General features: G+C 29.9%; 20 protein-coding genes. 15 read left to right on the top strand and 5 right to left on the bottom strand.

Annotation, left to right across the window (positions count from 1 at the left end; translation table 11 throughout):
* Positions 1-4 precede the first annotated feature (4 nt).
* Positions 5-1,564, bottom strand: a complete 1,560-nt coding sequence (locus tag bsdtw1_RS11295; RefSeq protein WP_183277668.1) for a DHA2 family efflux MFS transporter permease subunit — start codon at positions 1,562-1,564, stop codon at positions 5-7.
* A 598-nt stretch (positions 1,565-2,162) separates the two neighbouring features.
* Positions 2,163-2,783, bottom strand: a complete 621-nt coding sequence (locus tag bsdtw1_RS11290) for a TetR/AcrR family transcriptional regulator (protein ID WP_183277667.1) — start codon at positions 2,781-2,783, stop codon at positions 2,163-2,165.
* Positions 2,784-3,332: 549 nt separating this feature from the next.
* Here bsdtw1_RS11290 and bsdtw1_RS11285 point away from each other — a divergent pair.
* The 5 genes from bsdtw1_RS11285 (at position 3,333) to bsdtw1_RS11265 (ending at position 7,663) form a co-directional block, all read left to right on the top strand.
* Positions 3,333-3,872: a nitroreductase family protein gene (locus tag bsdtw1_RS11285; RefSeq protein WP_183277666.1), complete on the top strand. Its 540-nt coding sequence runs from the start codon at positions 3,333-3,335 to the stop codon at positions 3,870-3,872.
* A 51-nt stretch (positions 3,873-3,923) separates the two neighbouring features.
* Positions 3,924-4,481 carry a DUF1697 domain-containing protein gene (locus tag bsdtw1_RS11280; RefSeq protein WP_183277665.1) on the top strand — a complete coding sequence of 186 codons (558 nt, stop codon included), beginning with the start codon at positions 3,924-3,926 and terminating at the stop codon, positions 4,479-4,481.
* 301 nt (positions 4,482-4,782) lie between these two features.
* The gene (locus bsdtw1_RS11275; RefSeq protein ID WP_183277664.1) at positions 4,783-5,430 is read left to right on the top strand and encodes a TetR/AcrR family transcriptional regulator; all 648 of its coding nucleotides are present in this window, start codon (positions 4,783-4,785) and stop codon (positions 5,428-5,430) included.
* 145 nt (positions 5,431-5,575) lie between these two features.
* Entirely contained in the window at positions 5,576-6,763 is a 1,188-nt protein-coding gene (locus bsdtw1_RS11270) for an Acg family FMN-binding oxidoreductase (RefSeq protein ID WP_183277663.1), read from the top strand.
* 276 nt (positions 6,764-7,039) lie between these two features.
* On the top strand, positions 7,040-7,663 hold the full coding sequence (locus bsdtw1_RS11265; RefSeq protein ID WP_183277662.1) for a hypothetical protein: 624 nt from the start codon (positions 7,040-7,042) through the stop codon (positions 7,661-7,663).
* Between the two features lie 165 nt (positions 7,664-7,828).
* Here the strand turns inward: bsdtw1_RS11265 and bsdtw1_RS11260 are convergent, their stop codons facing one another.
* On the bottom strand, positions 7,829-8,518 hold the full coding sequence (locus bsdtw1_RS11260) for a hypothetical protein (protein ID WP_183277661.1): 690 nt from the start codon (positions 8,516-8,518) through the stop codon (positions 7,829-7,831).
* A gap of 427 nt (positions 8,519-8,945) precedes the next feature.
* Here bsdtw1_RS11260 and bsdtw1_RS11255 point away from each other — a divergent pair, with 427 nt between their 5' ends.
* The 3 genes from bsdtw1_RS11255 (at position 8,946) to bsdtw1_RS11245 (ending at position 11,135) form a co-directional block, all read left to right on the top strand.
* Positions 8,946-9,476: a hypothetical protein gene (locus bsdtw1_RS11255; RefSeq protein WP_183277660.1), complete on the top strand. Its 531-nt coding sequence runs from the start codon at positions 8,946-8,948 to the stop codon at positions 9,474-9,476.
* Positions 9,477-9,643: 167 nt separating this feature from the next.
* Positions 9,644-10,693, top strand: coding sequence for a hypothetical protein (locus tag bsdtw1_RS11250; RefSeq protein WP_183277659.1), 1,050 nt, complete (start codon positions 9,644-9,646; stop codon positions 10,691-10,693).
* Positions 10,694-10,739: 46 nt separating this feature from the next.
* Positions 10,740-11,135 carry a hypothetical protein gene (locus bsdtw1_RS11245; protein WP_183277658.1) on the top strand — a complete coding sequence of 132 codons (396 nt, stop codon included), beginning with the start codon at positions 10,740-10,742 and terminating at the stop codon, positions 11,133-11,135.
* Between the two features lie 177 nt (positions 11,136-11,312).
* Here bsdtw1_RS11245 and bsdtw1_RS11240 read toward each other — a convergent pair whose 3' ends face one another.
* Positions 11,313-11,492 carry a hypothetical protein gene (locus bsdtw1_RS11240; RefSeq protein WP_183277657.1) on the bottom strand — a complete coding sequence of 60 codons (180 nt, stop codon included), beginning with the start codon at positions 11,490-11,492 and terminating at the stop codon, positions 11,313-11,315.
* Between the two features lie 396 nt (positions 11,493-11,888).
* On the opposite strand from bsdtw1_RS11240, the gene bsdtw1_RS11235 reads away from it, so the two are divergent.
* The 7 genes from bsdtw1_RS11235 to bsdtw1_RS11205 all read left to right on the top strand — a co-directional run bounded on the left by bsdtw1_RS11235 (position 11,889) and on the right by bsdtw1_RS11205 (position 16,154).
* Positions 11,889-12,362 carry an HD domain-containing protein gene (locus tag bsdtw1_RS11235; RefSeq protein WP_183277656.1) on the top strand — a complete coding sequence of 158 codons (474 nt, stop codon included), beginning with the start codon at positions 11,889-11,891 and terminating at the stop codon, positions 12,360-12,362.
* Positions 12,363-12,377: 15 nt separating this feature from the next.
* Positions 12,378-12,755, top strand: coding sequence for an MmcQ/YjbR family DNA-binding protein (locus bsdtw1_RS11230; protein ID WP_183277655.1), 378 nt, complete (start codon positions 12,378-12,380; stop codon positions 12,753-12,755).
* Between the two features lie 81 nt (positions 12,756-12,836).
* Positions 12,837-13,010, top strand: coding sequence for a DUF1646 family protein (locus bsdtw1_RS23615; RefSeq protein ID WP_183279794.1), 174 nt, complete (start codon positions 12,837-12,839; stop codon positions 13,008-13,010).
* 97 nt (positions 13,011-13,107) lie between these two features.
* A complete protein-coding gene (locus bsdtw1_RS11220) occupies positions 13,108-13,899 on the top strand; it encodes a gluzincin family metallopeptidase (protein WP_244638153.1) in 792 nt (263 codons plus the stop codon).
* Positions 13,900-13,951: 52 nt separating this feature from the next.
* Positions 13,952-14,602 (top strand): hypothetical protein, encoded by a 651-nt coding sequence (locus tag bsdtw1_RS11215; protein ID WP_183277654.1) that lies wholly within the window; start codon positions 13,952-13,954, stop codon positions 14,600-14,602.
* A complete protein-coding gene (locus tag bsdtw1_RS11210; protein ID WP_183277653.1) occupies positions 14,595-15,560 on the top strand; it encodes a phosphatidate cytidylyltransferase in 966 nt (321 codons plus the stop codon). The genes bsdtw1_RS11215 and bsdtw1_RS11210 overlap by 8 nt, the downstream gene beginning before the upstream one ends.
* Positions 15,561-15,632: 72 nt before the next feature.
* On the top strand, positions 15,633-16,154 hold the full coding sequence (locus tag bsdtw1_RS11205) for a hypothetical protein (RefSeq protein WP_183277652.1): 522 nt from the start codon (positions 15,633-15,635) through the stop codon (positions 16,152-16,154).
* Between the two features lie 276 nt (positions 16,155-16,430).
* Here the strand turns inward: bsdtw1_RS11205 and bsdtw1_RS11200 are convergent, their stop codons facing one another.
* Complete coding sequence (locus tag bsdtw1_RS11200; RefSeq protein WP_183277651.1) at positions 16,431-17,057, bottom strand: HAD family hydrolase; 627 nt, start codon at positions 17,055-17,057, stop codon at positions 16,431-16,433.
* Between the last annotated feature and the right edge of the window lie 11 nt (positions 17,058-17,068).

The raw sequence follows: 17,068 nt of genomic DNA, 5'->3' as shown, positions 1-17,068 counted from the left end.
AGTACTACATTTCCATGCTTACTTGTTCTTCGTATATAGTGTCTATTTTAGGGCTTTTCTTTTTAATTAAAAATGCTATTAATACTCCAACAACACATATTCCGGTTGCTACAATAAATGTATCGTTCATAGCAGTTACAGTGGCTGACTTTACAACGCTGCCATATATCTGCATAAATAATAAACCTTGTCCAGCAGTAGGGCTGATACCTTTTACTGTAACAGCTCCTTGAATTAAAGCTTGAGCTTTAGTAAATGCAGGTGAGCTTGTATTTAATGACTGTGCAAATATACCATTGTGGAATGCCTGTCTGCTTTGCAATATTGTAGTTAAGATAGCAATACCAAGAGAACCAGACACCTGACGAAGGGTAGTGTTAAGAGCTGTAGCTCTTGCAGTCATATGCTGAGGCACTGAATTCATACCTTCAGTCTGCATTGGCATCATTGCAAGTCCGTTACCAAAACCTCTTACTGCCATAATTAACATTACAGTATTATATGGAGTATCTAAGGTTAATCTGCTAAGCATAAATGTGCAACCTGTTACTATGGTTAAACCAATTATAGTAAGCCACTTTGCACCGTATCTATCAAATAACTTACCGCTAATTGGCATCATTATACCTGTTATAATAGCCTGTGGAAGCATCATCATACCACTTTGCATCGCGCTATAACCTCTTAAGCTCTGCATGTAAATAGGCATTAAGAAGATTGCTCCAAACATAGCTATAGTTGTTACAGTATTAATTATTAAACTTAAAGTAAAAGGAAAGTTTTTTGTTACTCTTAAGTCCAATAAAGGTTCAGGGTGATTAAGTTCAATAAAGACAAAGGCAGTTAATGAAAATAAAGCTATTGCCAAAAGTGTAATAGTATATGGTGACATCCATCCATTTTCAGAAACCTTATCTAGGCCTAATAGTAAAGCATAAAGTCCCAAAGCAGAAGTTACCGCTCCCCATATATCGAATTTCTTACCGTAATGTTTTGGAGAATCTTTTAAAAGTAAGATAGCCAAAGTAACACCTATTATTCCAACGGGAATGTTAATTGTAAAAATCAATCTCCAATCCATATATTGAACTATGTAACCACTTAAAGTTGGTCCAATTGCTGGTGCTGCCATTGCAGCGATACCCCAGAAACCTAAAGCTACACCACGTTTTTCAAGTGGTACTGTTTGAAATAACATAGTCATACCAACAGGCATTATCATACCTCCACCAATTGCTTGAACTACTCTTGCAGCAATCATAGTGTTTGTACTTGTAGCAAGACCGCAAAGGGCAGATCCAATTGTGAATACAACTAATGCAAATACATAAATATTTTTACCACCAAACCTATCAGTCAAATAACCTGTTAGTGGGATAACAATACTCATTGTTAGCATGTACCCTGTGAGAACCCATTGTATTTGTGTCTCTGCAGCACCGAAAATAGTCATCATCTTAGGAATTGCAACGTTAACTATACTGGAGTCAAGTATAGCCATGAAAGTTCCAACTACTATTACCGATAGACAAAGCCACATATAACGTTCATCATGTTTATCCATTTCGCACTTCCTTTCTAAGTTGATTATTTAAAGATGTACATTTCTAAACTAAAGTCATTTTCAAAGCCCTTGTTAAAGTGCAGTGAGAGAATTTGAAAATAACTTCAAATGTAGAGTTAAACATCTAAAATGGCATAACTAACTATTTAGTTAACACTAGTTAAAAAAAATATAAATAACCATATAAGCTGATAATTACAACTAACTATTTAGTTAATTAAAATTAAAAATTTTTAACCCATAAAAGGATTGTTAAAATGCATTTGTAAATTAATATGCTTGTAATTATTAAGACTATTCTTTGTATATTGATAATTAATTAGTTATTAACTAAAATCTTATAATAACAAGGTCTTTGGTGACTATTAAATTAAATAATCAAAATGCAGTTTTGAGATACAATAAACTACTTAAATTTGAATAACTAACTATTTAGTTAACAAGTAAGAAAAATAAAAAAGCTCAAATATCTTGTCTCAATAGTAACATTATAATACTTTAAATTTAAAAGTCACTAACAAAGTATTTCCATTTTATTAATAACTAACTATTTGGTTAACATAATACAAAATATAAAGCAAATACATATTAATATTTGCTATTTACATTCATATGGCTTATTTTGAACATATTCTTTTCTGATACGTTTATAGGTTTCTAAGAACTTTTTCTTAACATCTTCTTCATTAAAACCATAAAACTCTCCCCATTTTTCACCCATAACGATGAAAGCTGCTGCAGGTACCATCATGTAAAAAAATGAGTTTATCATAACTGTTACTGGATCTTCTACCGCTACACCCTTATTTTTTAGATTTGATACTTTAATCTCTAATGATGGAAGAGCAGAACTAAAAATAGTCTCAGTACTTGAAGTAGCTTTTATTGATTCTATCATCATGACTCTAAGCACATCTTTCTTTTTTACCATAAAGTTATATAATAGTTGGAACAGAGATTCTATCTTACAATCATCATCTATATCAACATTATCGATGAAGCTATCCTTTATTTCCTTAAAGTCTTTTTTATATTGTATAATTATTTCTTCAAATAATTTTTCTTTGCTACTGAAGTAATAGTAGAGCATTGCCTTATTTACTTTCGCTCTAGCTGCAATTTCATCTACTCTAGCGCCATCAAATCCTTTTTCAGAAAAAACCTCGATAGCAGAATCCAAAAGTTTTTGTTTAGTATCTTGCGATTTATTCTTTTCCAAATAGACACCGCCTCTCATAAATTTGTTGTTAAAAATAAAATTTTACTTCAACAAATAACTTATATAAGTTGTCTAGTTAGAAATAGAGTGATAAAACAATTTGTATAAGATTATTTTAGTTAAAGAAAAAATACTAACTAACTACTTAGTTAATATAGCATAATTAGAGTTTAAATTCAAGGTAGGCATTCCTCCATTATTGTGAAAGGGAACAAATAGTTAAAATTTCATTGTTGCATTGCAGCAATTTTATAGATATAGGTTCTTGTGATTAACTATATCTTATGACAATAGGGGAGCGGTAGGTAGAAATACTTATAAACACTTATCATATGTATTAAAAAATGTTGGTAGGGCTAAGCCGATTAATAGTAGAAACTATGATAGAAGAGTCAATAAAAAAAGTGCTTATTGTTATGTATTAAATAAATGATTCTAAATTTATATATAATAGCTTGTACAACTATTTTTAACAACATTTATTTAATACATTTCCATAGTGTATTTAGAAGTTGTATAATATAGACAATAAGATGGGAGAGGATTGTTTTGTTGAATGAAATTTTAAGTCGTAGAAGTATTAGAAAATATAAAAATGAAGTAGTAGAAGATGAGAAGATAGTTGAGATTCTAGAAAGTGGAAGGCTTGCGCCATCGGGCAGTAACACACAACCATGGCATTTTATAGTTATAAAATCACAAGAGATGAGAGAAAAACTTGCATACACGTCGCATAACCAAAAATGGATGATGACGGCTCCGGTTTTCATAGCCTGTGTTGGAGACATAAGATCAAGAATCGATGAATCTGTAGAAATAAAAATAGATGAACAAAGCTCTCAAGAAGAGGTTAAACAAATTATTAGAGATACTTCAATTGCAGTAGGTCATATGCTTCTTCAAGCCGAAAATTTAGGGTTAGGTACATGTTGGGTAGCTTGGTTTACACAAGAAGAAATCAGACCAATACTTAATGTTCCTGAGGATAAATATTTATTAGGAATAATCACCTTAGGATATGCTGATGAGGAACCAAAACCACGTCCAAGAAAAAGTTTAGAAGAAATAATACACTATGAAAGCTGGTAATAAGCGGAATTTTTTGAAGCTTGAAATTAGATTAAGAATAAGGTGGGGTATATGAATACATATGTAGCTTTATTAAGAGGAATTAATGTTGGTACAAAAAATAGAATTAAGATGGCGGATTTGAAGCAGCTTTTTGAGTCGTTAGGTTACGTTGATGTTAAGACATATATTCAAAGTGGAAATGTGATTTTTAAAGCAGAAGAAGAAAAAGAAGAAGTAATAATAAATAAAATTGAAGATGCATTTGAAGAGAAATTTGGGTTTAGTAGCAGTATTATTTTGAGATCAGGAGAAGAACTAAGGGATATAATAAGTAACTGCCCATTTTTAGAAACTGAAATAGAAGAAGCTAAAGCGACGGCTGAAGGGGAGTGTTTCTATGTATCCCTAATGAAGTACGCACCTTCAGAAGATAAAGTTAAGCTTATAGATAAGTATAAAGACGAAGGTAATAAATATAAAATCATTAGCAGAGATGTATTTTTACTTTTTAGCAAAAGCATAAGAAATTCTAAACTTGCTAACAATCTTGGTAAATTAGACGTACCCAGCACAGTTAGAAATTGGAATACAATAAATAAGTTAGTATCAATGTTAGATGACAAATAAGTTAATTTCTACAATATTCTTAAACATAGTCTATAAACAAAGTTAATTGAAATCTTTTGATAAGCTAAATAGCAGTATAAATAATATAAATAAAGAAAGCTAGAATGAAGGTATTAAGCAAGTTAAAACTCTCATTCTAGCTTTCTTTTTGTTAAAAGTTGAAATACCCGTAAATTAATATTGAAAAAAATGGATAAGTACACTATAATGCAATTAAGTAAACTATGAGTTTACATTAAACGTATTTAGAATAGGTTATATTTAAATATTTAGAGATTTGCAGTTATGGAGATTTTGAATTATGGGAGCAGAAGAGCGTAAAGAAAAGGAAAAAGAATTAAGGCGAAAAGATATTATTGATGCAGCGGAGATAGTATTTTTTTCTAAAGGCTATGATGTAGCTACAATGGACGATGTAGCAAGAACTGCAGAATTTAGTAAGAGAACAGTATATGTATATTTTAAGAGCAAGGAACAGATTTATTTTGAAATAATGATTAGAGGCTATAAAATCCTAATACAAATGATAGATGATTATGACAAAAAGATATGTAAGGATACTGGAATATATAAGATAAGAAAACTGGGGCTAATTCTATTTGAATTCAGTAAACAATATGCTGATTATTTTAGTGCAATAATGAACTATGAAAATGGTGACATGGACTTTTCAACTGGGGTAACAGATAGTGCTAAAGAAGAATGTTATGAGCTTGGAGAAAAGATATTTGATTATCTTACAAGTTCATTAACGCAGGGAATTGAGGATGGAACTATTAATAATAGCATAGATATTACAAACACTGCTTTAGTATTATGGTCGTGTACCATAGGAGTATTTAATACTTTAAGGACAAAGAAACGTTATATTATGGAGTATCACAAGAAAAACTCTGAGGAGCTTTTGGAAGAAGCTTTTGACATGCTTACAAAAGCAATTAGGGCATAATGATATAAAGTAGCTTCATTCCATATCAGAATAAACTTAATTTAATGCTCTAAGGGTTTATGTAGAAAAGTTTTTGAAAATCTTGATATAAGTGATAAGAACTTAATAATATTTTAAAACCTAAAAAATAAAAGGGGGAGCTGTGATGAAGCATTGGGGGATGAAAAATGTTAAAAGGGTACTGTTAGCAATGTTTTTAGTATTGATTACGCTATTATTAATAGTACTTACAGCTGGTGGGGCATTTGTAAAAGAAAAATATTTGGAACCATGGGGGAAGAGTTATTCAGATAAGTTTGATGATAAAAGAATAAAACTGATATCAAATGGTATTTTAGCTGCCAGTGGGCATAACATGCAACCGTGGATTATTAAGTTAGACCAAGACAAGGATGTTTTTTATTTATATGCAAATAGCGATTTGCTAACCACAGAAGTTGACCCTTTCGCAAGGCAAACAATGATAACACAAGGAACATTTTTAGAATATCTTGTGGTTTCAGGAGAGCATTTTGGGTATAAGGTAAATATAGATTTTTTCCCAAAAGGCCAATATGATGAACAAAACTTAGCTAGTAGTATGAAAGAAAAACCAGTGGCTAAAGTAACTATTTCAGAGGCTAAAGCTAAAGATAGTAAGTTATATGATTTTATGTTCTTGCCTGACACAAATAGAGAGATTTATGAAAAAACTAATTTAACAAAAAGCCAGTTAGATACATTGATAAGCTTAAGTGAAGAAGATGTAAAAATAGAAACCTTTGATGACGAAAACAACTTGAAAAGGTTAGGTGAATATGCCATAAAAGGTGCTGAAATTGAAGCAAACATCCATAGAATGAATGAAGAATCAGACAAAGTATTTCGTGTTAACGAGTATGAGAAAAATAAATATAGATATGGTTACTCTTTTGAGGGACAGAATATAACAGGTATGAAAAAGTACTTGATGCAAGGGCTTATAACTCTTATTCCTTCAATAAATAATGAAAAAGCCTCAAGTGATATCTATATTAATTCTACAAAAACAGCAGTAGAAAATACCCCTGCATACGGTATGGTTATTACAAAAAATAATAGCCGGATTGAACAAGTAAAAAGTGGCATGGTATACAGCAGTTTAGTGCTGAATGCACATGATTTAGGATTAGTTATGCAACCTCTAAGTCAGGTGTTAGAAGAATATTCTGAGATGAAAGATCAGTACGAGAATTTTTATAAAGATTATGCTGAAAAAGGGGATACAATTCAGATGTTTTTTAGAATTGGAAAGCCAACAAAAGAGGTACCTAAGAGCATGAGAAGAGATGTTATGGAGTTTATTAATAAGTGATTTGTTTAAATTAAAGTTTAGACTTATATATGAAAAATAGTAAAAAAGTGCATTTCTAAATATTATTTGACTATTATTTAGAGGTGCACTTTTTATGTATTTCATTATAAAGACGTATCAATTTAAGAAGCATTGGAACGATTGTTGGTATATTTCTAAGTCATATAATTGGGATAGCAATATATTTTGTAAAGCAAAATAAAAGAGAGTTAAGGTATAAAACTATAGTCAAGATATAATATAGTTTTTGGTTGAAAAATTAAAAGGAGTGATATCATGAAAAACTTAATTATAACTACATTAACAACTTCAATTTTAATTACAAGTCCTATAGATTTTGAACATAAAAAGTTTTATGATATTAAGCAATTTAGTGGAATTGAAGATTTTTTTAATACTAGTGATGGCCTAGACAGTAAAATTCATGGGAAAGTGATTTTTAGCAATAAGTCGGAAGAGGCATTAAATAATGAAACTTTGACCCTAGAGAAAGCTATAAATAGTGGTTATATTGTTGAGATTCCAGAACAAGATTTTAATATAAATGTTAACAATGATAATCTATTTGTATACAACATTAGGAGACTAGATGTCTTTATGGATAATATAAATAATAAGATTAGTGATAGAATTCGTATTGTAAAATATGCAAGAGAATATGGGAATACATGGGTAAATAAGCTTTGTGATTTAGAATATAACGGTTTGATAATTAAGATTGAAGTATATGATACTTATAGCGATCCAAAGAGATTTATAAAATCACCAGCTACTTATGAAGACAAAATAGTTAAGAGAGATTATAATGAGTATTTATGGTATGGAATATGTTCTAATGATAGCGAAAATGACGGCTGCGCAACTTTAATAAGTTTAAAGAAATCTGAGATTGTTAAGTAATTTCATATAAGGTTCAATAGAGCATATCTCTAGTAAATGATGTTATTTATAAAAAAAACTATGGAGTACTTTATTACATATATTGTGAAATGAATATCATAAAACAAACCATGCATATCTGTGATTAAACCCCTCTATGCACGGTTTTGGTTAATAGATAAGCAATTATTTGCTCTTTATTAAGGAGCTTTTTTTAATTCCTACGAGGTTTCTAAGTTTATATTTTATTATAGTAGTAGGAATATGTTCATTTTCCTTATGTGCTGAAGTTTTAGTCCAAAAGTAAAAATCTCTAGGATTTACCTCTAACTTTGCAATTGGTTTTACTGGTTTTTCACAAATCCACTCGTCAAATTGTATTGAGCCACTACTGACTTTATGAAAACAGTTAGATGGAAGCAGATATATCATTCCTGATGTCCAAGGTTTTTTTCTTAAATCATCTTTTGAAAGAGAAAAAAAGTAAAATTTAGGACTTGTTTTTATTTGAACACAGCCATTCCTTATACTATGTTCGAGCTTAGTTCTATCTAATACGGCATAAAAAACTGGCCATATCCCATCCTTAGAAGCGAATACAGCTTCAGTGATTTTTCCATTAAAAAGTGTTTGTATCCTAGGTTCAAATTCATCAATGTTTTTATTGTTAGTACCATGAAGTATGAAATCTTCTTTCAAAGAAAGATACTGAATAAATCTATATTTAGGAAATCTACTATTATATCGTATAAGAAAGCTTTTAGGTTCAGAAATAATCCTTTCATAATCATGTATCTCTTCCTCAGAGAATTCTATATTAGGTTTTGAATAAAATACTAGTTTTAGAAATAGTTTAGATAAATAATCTACTAACAATTAAGATTCTCCTTATCAAATGTATTGAATTCTTTTCAAAAGCTTCTATTAATTATATATCCTTATATAAGTATGGTATTTTACAAGTAGATGTATTCAAGAATCTATAAAAATACATGAAAAAAGTATATGTACATAGATTAAACACTTCATAATGAAATTTATATTTTCAGATGCTCCTCTCAGGACCCAGAGAAGTTTTGAAAATAGGGTTAGGATTGAAGGGGTATACCCTTAATTGTAACTTGGTTTAATCAAATAGAACTATATTTTAAAATAGTTTGTTTTTACACATAATGGTAAGTGATGGTATAATAAATGTTAGAATATCGGTCGGAGTTAAGTTAAGAGTTAAATAAGAAATAAATATAAATAAAATGAAATTCTTGGATAACTAATAAAGTTAGAAGAAAAGGGGAGGCGGATTATGAATATAAGAAAATACTTGTTGATATTAGTTGCAGTAATAGTACTTTCAGTTGTAGCTTCGACTATTGGTATTGGGCAAGCTTTTATTGTTGGTGGATTATTAAGTATTATACATGAAGTATTTATGCTTAAAAGTAAAAAATATGAGAATTTAATATATAGTAAATTAGGTAAACCAGTGGAATTAGGATTTCCAGACAAAGAAAAGTTTTACAAAGATCAAGGGATAAATTTAAATAGTAAAGTTAATAAATATTTTAATACCCAAGTGCTTTTTGGTCTTATTATCATACTACAGGCTGCCTTCAATTATAAATCACTTGGAATAAAATTATCGGCTTTAAATGCAATATTAGTGGGGGCTGGACTATTTGCAGTGGCTATTTTCATTGATGTTATAGATCATACATTAGCAAAAAAAAGTAAAGACTATTCAGATTTTTATTTGAAGATTGTATGTGTTTCTATTTTTATTACGATTCCAGTCATGTTTTTCGGGTTAATTTGGGTGTTGGGAAAACAATATTAAAAAATACACTAAATTATAGATAAATGAAATACTGATATTTTAAAGTCATTTCATCATGAATTATTAGATTTTTGCAGCAAGCTGGTGTATTTACTGAGAAAAATAATTAATAATTTGGTGTATAAGAGTTATGGTAACAACGATAATAAAAGAGAGGTTAGAAATTTATGGTTGAAAGAAGTTTGTATGAAAGGTTGACAAAGTTATTTGAAAATGAAGCAAATACAATACTTTCCAAGTCCATTGTTGGTACAACGGATGCTGTAAGCTTAACAGAGTTTGTTGATGATTTTTGTAAGACTTATCTTAAAAGTGAGGTTAGTGAATGTTTATATGCAGGCCTTAGTGTGGGAGTGTCTTTTGGATTAAAATTAAAGAATGGACAAGAAATATTCTTAAAAATTAATAAACTAAATAGTGACGATTCCATTGCACAATGTTCATTTGAAGGAATGAAGGCTATTTCCAAAGTACAGGAGAAGCTGTCAGAATTTAAGTTTCCGTGTCCTAAGGTTATAATATCACCTGTTGAATACAGGGATGTTATTGTAACGGTAAATAGTTACGAAGATATTGGAGTACAAAAAGATGCACATAATCCAAGTATCAGAAAAGCTATTGCAGAAAAGTATGCGGAGTTGATAAAGCTTACAGATTCTTATATAAACATGGATGGATTTAAATACTTCAATTTCTATAAAAATGAGAAGCTTTTTCCAGCCCCTCATAATGCACTATTTGATTTTAATAAAGCAGGAACAGCTGCCACTTGGATTGATGATATTGCTGCAAAATCAAAGAAAATTATAAATTCAATTCCAGATAATTTAGTATTAGGACATTGTGATTGGTCTTTGAAGCATTTCCGTTTTGTTAATGATGAAATAGTAATGATTTATGATTGGGACAGTTTGTGTCTACAGGACGAATATCATTTACTTGGTATAGCTGCAAGTACTTTTACTACCACTTGGGATATTCCAGTTAAGATAACTCCTTCACAACATGAAGCTTATGAATTTGTAAGAGAATATGAAAAATTCCGTAGTAAAAAATTTACCAAGGAGGAGCTTATGAAGATATCTGCATGTTCCACTTATATAATTGCATATACAGCTCGCTGTGAGCTTGCTGTAGATCCAGATAATAACAACTTTGAGGGGTCATTTAGACAGGCACTAAGCAAGATGGTAGGAGACAATTATCTTGGAATTTAATTTTGAATAGGTGCTAATAATACAGAAAAAGAAGGTAGGAGAGCAAATGAAGAAAATTATTTATGTACTGGTTATTTTATCGCTACTTTTAGTTGGTTGTAAGAATAAAGAAAACACGGTGAGTAATACTATTATCAATTATGAAGGGAAAAGCCAGAATTGGGAAGTAACTTATAAAATAGAAGGAAACGAAAAGAAACATGATAGCTATTATACTTTTAAATATATTGGAACAGATGAAAAACCAAAAGCTGAAGTTCAATATTCTATTGATGGACCTAAAGAAGGAGAAAGTGACCAGTTTTTGCTTAAGGATAACAATGAATACAGTGGTAAAATGAAAAACACTGGAGGAATGCCTAATGATACTGATAGAGGTATAAATGTTAAGGTAGAATGGGATGGAAAGACTGAACTACTAGTATTAAGCGAGCTAAAGTAAATTTATATTTAAAAGAATATATGTTTGTAATTTCACACTTTCTTTTAAAGTTAAAAAGCACTTCTTAATGGTAGAAGTGCTTTGCTTTTGAAGATTTTAAACTCTTGCTACTGTAAATTAAACTATTACGAGGTAGAGATTAAAATTGTAATCATAAGATTTTAGAGCTTTACTAATTTAAGTTTTTTTAGTTTTTTTAAACATGAGTGCGAATGTATCAACTATAGATACGCCAGCTGTTATGGCAACTGCCTTAACTGCATCTATATGAAGCCATGGAATGAAGTTACCTAATAAGAAAAGTACAATGAATACAAAGATGAACTTTATTATAATTTCTTTTAATGACGAACTCATGTCATTACCTCCATTGATTATATGTATTGATTATATAATATTATGTAAAGATTTTAGCATGCAATAAAGAGGCATAGGTTACAGCTTGGTTTCATTATTTTTACATAAACAGAAAATAAATGATGTAATTTAAAATGGATATTCTAATAGAAATATATCTAGTAATTTGTTAAGTGAAAGATTTATAAATTTAAATGAAGCTGCTATATAAAAAACAACCTACATTATATAATGTAGCGAAGACATACTTTTACAAAGTTTTGATTATAACATTATATAAATTTATTGTGAATATATATATAAAAGTTATGATTTAGCTAGCATAGTAATAGATAAGAAATGGAGGGAGATTAGTGCTTTCAGGTAAAAGTTTTAAGTTGAGCACTAAGTAAATTTATGAATAGATTAGAAAAAGTTCATGAGGTAGTAGATAGAGTTTTAATAAAGCAATCAAATGCAGAAATAAGACGTCATGGGTATGTACACCTATATGGAGTATCTTCTCATTGCAGTCTTCTTGCATTAAGACGGGGAGCAAGTGCAGAGTTAAGTGCAATTTCAGGAATGTTGCATGATATTTATACCTATAAAGCAGGAGACAGCTATGAACATGCAAAATTAGGATCTATAGAGGCAAGGAAAATTTTAAATGAGCTTAAGTTGTTTACTGAAGAAGAAATAAATATTGTTTGCAACGCTATTTATAATCATAGTAATAAAAATGATATAGGCGGAAGCTATGAAGAAATTCTTAAGGATGCTGATGTACTACAGCATTATTCGTATAATACAGGATTTCCTGTTGCTAACCATGAGAATGAACGATTAGCAAAACTGTTTAAGGAACTAGGTATTGAGAAGGTACGTTAGAAAAGGAGTGTTTTTATGAACTATGAATGGCTAGATGAGTATTGCCTTTCAAAGCATGGAGCTATAAAAGACTTTAAGGAAGAGTGGAATGCTACTAGATACTTTATTGGAGGAAAAATTTTTCTTATGATAGGAGAAGATAAATATAATAAGCCTATTATTACAATAAAGTGTGAGCCTTTCTTTGGGCAGATGCTGAGAGACGAATATGAACATATAATTCCAGGGTATCACATGAACAAACTACATTGGAATTCAGTATATTTTGATGGCAATGTACCAGACAATGTGGTAAAGCAGATGATAGATATGTCCTATAGGATAGTGCTTGATTCTTTGAGTAAGAAGCTTCAGAAAGAAATTCTTCAACAAAGTGATCGATATATCGGATAGCTTACATAGAATCTGGTTAAATATGGAATAATATCAAAGAAAAGAGAGAGACTTAAAAAATAGGTTTCTCTCTTTTTTTATATTCAAAAGAATAAAACATTAAAAATATTTAGGAGAATATTAAATATAATATCTTGCTTTTCTATTGGCTTAGGGTCAATATTGACGCCAATATATGAAACACTAGCTACAATTATTGCCATTAAATTGAAAGTTGTAGCAACAAGTGAATTAAGTTATAATTATCTACATTAATAGAATATTATGGTAAGAGGCAAAGCGTTAATTGTTTAGTTATTAGGGAGAATATTTTGAGAAAGAGTTAACGTACTTCTATTAAGGAGATGATAGGATGAATGCTGCAAATAATAAAGAAGAAAACAAATATTTGTATGAAGAACTTAATGATTGCAATGACAAGGATGAAATTAAGCTTAACTTAAGATCAGAGACAGAGCATTTTATAATCTGTTTCAGAGAAAACGATAGTAAGTGTATAGATAAAGTTATAGATGCACTAGAAAATAATTATAGTAGAATAACAATTAATTTAGAGCAGAAACTTGAAAATAAACTAATTATAGAAATTCATTCTAACATCAAATCACTTCATACTGCTTTAGGGCTACAAGATGCTCCAGATTGGATAAGAGGAGGGCTTGGAGCTGGAAAGATTATAATAGCATCACCTCTAAATCCACCACCTGGATCCAATTTCGATAATGTACTAAATACTGCAATTCATGAATTTGTACATATTCTAGTTAATAAAATAAACAGCAATACTCCAAGGTGGTTAAATGAAGGAATTGCTTGCTATGAAGCCAAGGATAATAATGAAAACTGGATAAGACAAACGGTTAGTGAAGGGATTAGTAATGGGGAAATCCCTACTTTCAAAGACTTAGACACTGGGGAAGATTTTAAAACGTTTTTTGATCGTAATGGCTATCAATACTCGTATACCATGGTTGAAGCTATTGTGAATTTGTTTGGTTATGATAAATTAAGAAAACTAGTAAAGTCACCGAATAAATTTGATGAAGTTCTCAATATAAGTGAGGCTGATCTTTATAAGAAATATGTTGATTTTATTAATGTATTCTATTCCTTTAATAAAATTACACTAAGCACTGAAAAATAGCATTTTAGATTTAAATAAAAAGAGGGGAAAGTTTTATGGTAGGGGAATTATTATGAGAATTTTAATTGGACAACCAATACATGAAAAGCAAATTGAACAGATGAAAGAAGCTATAAAAGCTAACGATAGAATTGATTTAGTTCTTTATCCTGAAGGATATTTATCAGACGAAAAAGCATTGGAAGAAGCATGCAAAGTTGCTAAAGACTATAAAGTTACAATAGTATCATCTTACAGAAAAGATAACAAAGATAGAGCTGTAATAATAAGCTGTGACGGTAAAAAAATCATAGAAAGAGCTAAAACTATTCCTGATGAAAATGTAGAATTATATGATCCTTTAACTGTTAATTATAATAATAATACAATTGGATACATATTATGTATGGAAATACTAAAGGCTAGGAGAGATTTAAAAAGAGTAGAAGAAAAAATTGACTTTATCGTACATCCAATTGGAGTAGGAATGTTTAGTGAGGAACAGTTTGAGCAATGGGTGAGGGAAGCAAAGGCTATTGCTCAAACTTATAAAACCATTGTTATTGGAACGAGCCACGCAGATGGTTCTTATAGAAACTGTGGGGTATCAATTCCTATTTCCTATTGTATAGAAAATAATGGGGAGCCAATATTTATTTCAAAGTCAGATACTAGAACTAGGATTGTAGATTTAAATACGAGAAAGGTTGAAATAATTGAATAGCATACCAAAACATCTTTATCATTACTATGAAGCTGAAGTTGGTCCTTTTAAAACTTTATCAGATTTATCAGAGGAACACTCTGAAAATGCATTAAAAAGCCTACGAAGAAGAGGAGAAACCTTTGCGAGTAAAAGGAGGAGTATGGTGAAACAAAGAATAATAAGTTCATTTATAGGCTTACCAATTTTAATCGGAATACTGCTTAGCAAAAATCTAATACTCTTAAATGTTGCACTTCTTTTAATTATAACAATTGGACTTAATGAATTTTATAAATCCTTTAAAGGTTTTAGCATTAATTATAAGTTGATCGGAATGGGATTCTCAGTGTTATACTACATATTTGTCTTACCTAAGCTTAGCTCAAATCTAGGATTGTTTATAAGTTTATTCTCTATTTTTTTAGTCTTTTACTCAGTGCTTTTTTATAGTAAGCAAAATGCAAAAAATATAGCTATAACTTTTATAGGATTTTTCTATGTTACTTTTATGTTTTCATTTATACTTCAAATAGTTAGGCTCAATGATTATGGAGATATTCTTGTTTGGTTTGTATTTATAATAGCTTGGAGTGCTGATACCTTTGCATATGCAATCGGTAAGACCTTTGGCAAGAATAAATTAACTCCAGAACTAAGTCCTAATAAATCTATTGAGGGATTTGTTGGTGGAGTAATAGGTGCAACATTGATGTCATGTTTATATGGGATAATAATTTTAAAATTTACAGGATTTCATGAATATAATTTCGTATATTTTTGTTTAGTAATGGGAGTTATAGGATCAGTGATATCACAATGTGGGGATTTAATTGCTTCCTTAATAAAAAGATTCAATGAAATTAAGGATTTTGGAAATATAATTCCTGGGCATGGTGGAATCCTAGATAGATTTGATAGTATCATATTAGCGGCGCCATTTGTTTACTATTTCATAAAAATTATACTAAAGATATAGAGCTAAGTTCTGTTTGATTATATATTCTTCAGCACATATTAAGCTATTAATACATTTTTAGGAGTGAGAGTAATGAAGTTTAAGAATAAGGCTAAAAAAATAATGTGGATTTCTGCAATTCCAGTATTTTTTATAGGACTGATAGTGCCTTTGATAATGGAATCATCTAAAAACTTCAAAATAGTATTTGTAGGACATATAATAGGTATTAGTTTTTTTGCCATAGTTATATTCGGATTAGGTATTTCTAATATAAGTATTATAAACGATAAGGGAGAAAAGCCCTCTGTGAAAATAAGAGCGAAAATTATATGTGCAGTATCCATAATATTTTCAATTGCTATTGCTTCTATAGAGATTCCTTACTATAAAGATCTACCAAATATGATTAACTCACAATACGAAGCTTATGATGGACAATTAAGAGATTTCAAAGTTATAAAAGGTAGAGCTACTATTACAAGACTCACGGTAGGAGATAAGGACTTTGAGTTTAATGGACAATATTCTAAAAACTTTCTTACAAAAGGAAAGAAATATCATGTACAGGTTCTACCTAATACCAATTATGTGGTAAGTATGTATAAATATTGAGGCTCAAATTACCATAAAGAGGTTTACCAGTATGCATGTATAAATCGATTTTCAAAGTTATAGCATTAAAGGATTCTTTGATAAAAGCTTAAGTTATACTTGTTCTATAATTAAAGTTTCCAATAATTATCGCACAGGTATAACTTAATAGTTGGATTAAGGACCTTATAGAAACTGATACGATATTGATTGTTGTGTGTATCAGACAGAAAAAACAGTCTAAATAAGTGAATCTCTAATATTAGCAGCAGGTAGAATTTATGGATGTACATAATATTACGCTACCGTAACTATATCTAACAACTCTTTTGGATTCTTTAATATATAAGTTGCATTGATACCATCTTGAGATTTGCATCCCCAGGATGCTAAGGCAAAGTCAATATGAGAGTCCTGTGCACATCTGAAGTCATATATCGTATCCCCTATATATATAGTATTTGATGTATCTGAGCCTGAAAGTTCAATAAATTTTAAAATAGGTTCAGGATTAGGTTTATGCTTTTCAGTGTCGTCTGCACAAACAACTATATTAAAAAAATTAGATAGTCCAAATGGTATAAAATCCGCTTCATATTCTAGTTTGGTTTTGGAGGTAACAATACCAATAGAAATATACATTTCATGAAGTTTTGCTAAAGTTTCTTCCATATCATCAAAAACTTTCACATGATGAAAGTAATCTCTTAAGTATTTGTTCCACTTGATACAGCCTTTCTTAGGATCTTTTATCCCAAGCTGTGTAAGTGCAGCTTCACCTGTGATTCCAAAAGAGAAGATTAAATCTTCAAAGCTTAGTTTTTTATTAGTCTCTTCATATACTAACTTCTGTAGAGAAGAAAGTACTGCAAATTCTGTATCTAAAATAGTTCCATCAATATCAAAAATAACAGTGCTATACATAAGTGAACCTC

Origin of the sequence: Clostridium fungisolvens, assembly GCF_014193895.1 — a bacterium.
In the GTDB taxonomy this organism is placed as follows: domain Bacteria; phylum Bacillota; class Clostridia; order Clostridiales; family Clostridiaceae; genus Clostridium_AR; species Clostridium_AR fungisolvens.
The sequence above is the reverse complement of the archived record's forward strand: the minus strand, read 5'-3'. Positions and strand labels throughout refer to the sequence as shown.

Bases quoted from the DNA above. Each gene is read 5' to 3' on its own strand.
- bsdtw1_RS11265 (WP_183277662.1), top strand. From the start codon at position 7,040: ATGAAAAACTTAATTATAACTACATTAACAACTTCAATTTTAATTACA.
- bsdtw1_RS11200 (WP_183277651.1), bottom strand. From the start codon at position 17,057: ATGTATAGCACTGTTATTTTTGATATTGATGGAACTATTTTAGATACA.
- bsdtw1_RS11215 (WP_183277654.1), top strand. From the start codon at position 13,952: ATGAGAATTTTAATTGGACAACCAATACATGAAAAGCAAATTGAACAG.
- bsdtw1_RS11280 (WP_183277665.1), top strand. From the start codon at position 3,924: ATGAATACATATGTAGCTTTATTAAGAGGAATTAATGTTGGTACAAAA.
- bsdtw1_RS11220 (WP_244638153.1), top strand. From the start codon at position 13,108: ATGAATGCTGCAAATAATAAAGAAGAAAACAAATATTTGTATGAAGAA.
- bsdtw1_RS11240 (WP_183277657.1), bottom strand. From the start codon at position 11,492: ATGAGTTCGTCATTAAAAGAAATTATAATAAAGTTCATCTTTGTATTC.
- bsdtw1_RS11270 (WP_183277663.1), top strand. From the start codon at position 5,576: ATGAAGCATTGGGGGATGAAAAATGTTAAAAGGGTACTGTTAGCAATG.
- bsdtw1_RS11245 (WP_183277658.1), top strand. From the start codon at position 10,740: ATGAAGAAAATTATTTATGTACTGGTTATTTTATCGCTACTTTTAGTT.
- bsdtw1_RS11250 (WP_183277659.1), top strand. From the start codon at position 9,644: ATGGTTGAAAGAAGTTTGTATGAAAGGTTGACAAAGTTATTTGAAAAT.
- bsdtw1_RS11205 (WP_183277652.1), top strand. From the start codon at position 15,633: ATGAAGTTTAAGAATAAGGCTAAAAAAATAATGTGGATTTCTGCAATT.
- bsdtw1_RS11235 (WP_183277656.1), top strand. From the start codon at position 11,889: ATGAATAGATTAGAAAAAGTTCATGAGGTAGTAGATAGAGTTTTAATA.
- bsdtw1_RS11255 (WP_183277660.1), top strand. From the start codon at position 8,946: ATGAATATAAGAAAATACTTGTTGATATTAGTTGCAGTAATAGTACTT.
- bsdtw1_RS11275 (WP_183277664.1), top strand. From the start codon at position 4,783: ATGGGAGCAGAAGAGCGTAAAGAAAAGGAAAAAGAATTAAGGCGAAAA.
- bsdtw1_RS11230 (WP_183277655.1), top strand. From the start codon at position 12,378: ATGAACTATGAATGGCTAGATGAGTATTGCCTTTCAAAGCATGGAGCT.
- bsdtw1_RS11295 (WP_183277668.1), bottom strand. From the start codon at position 1,564: ATGGATAAACATGATGAACGTTATATGTGGCTTTGTCTATCGGTAATA.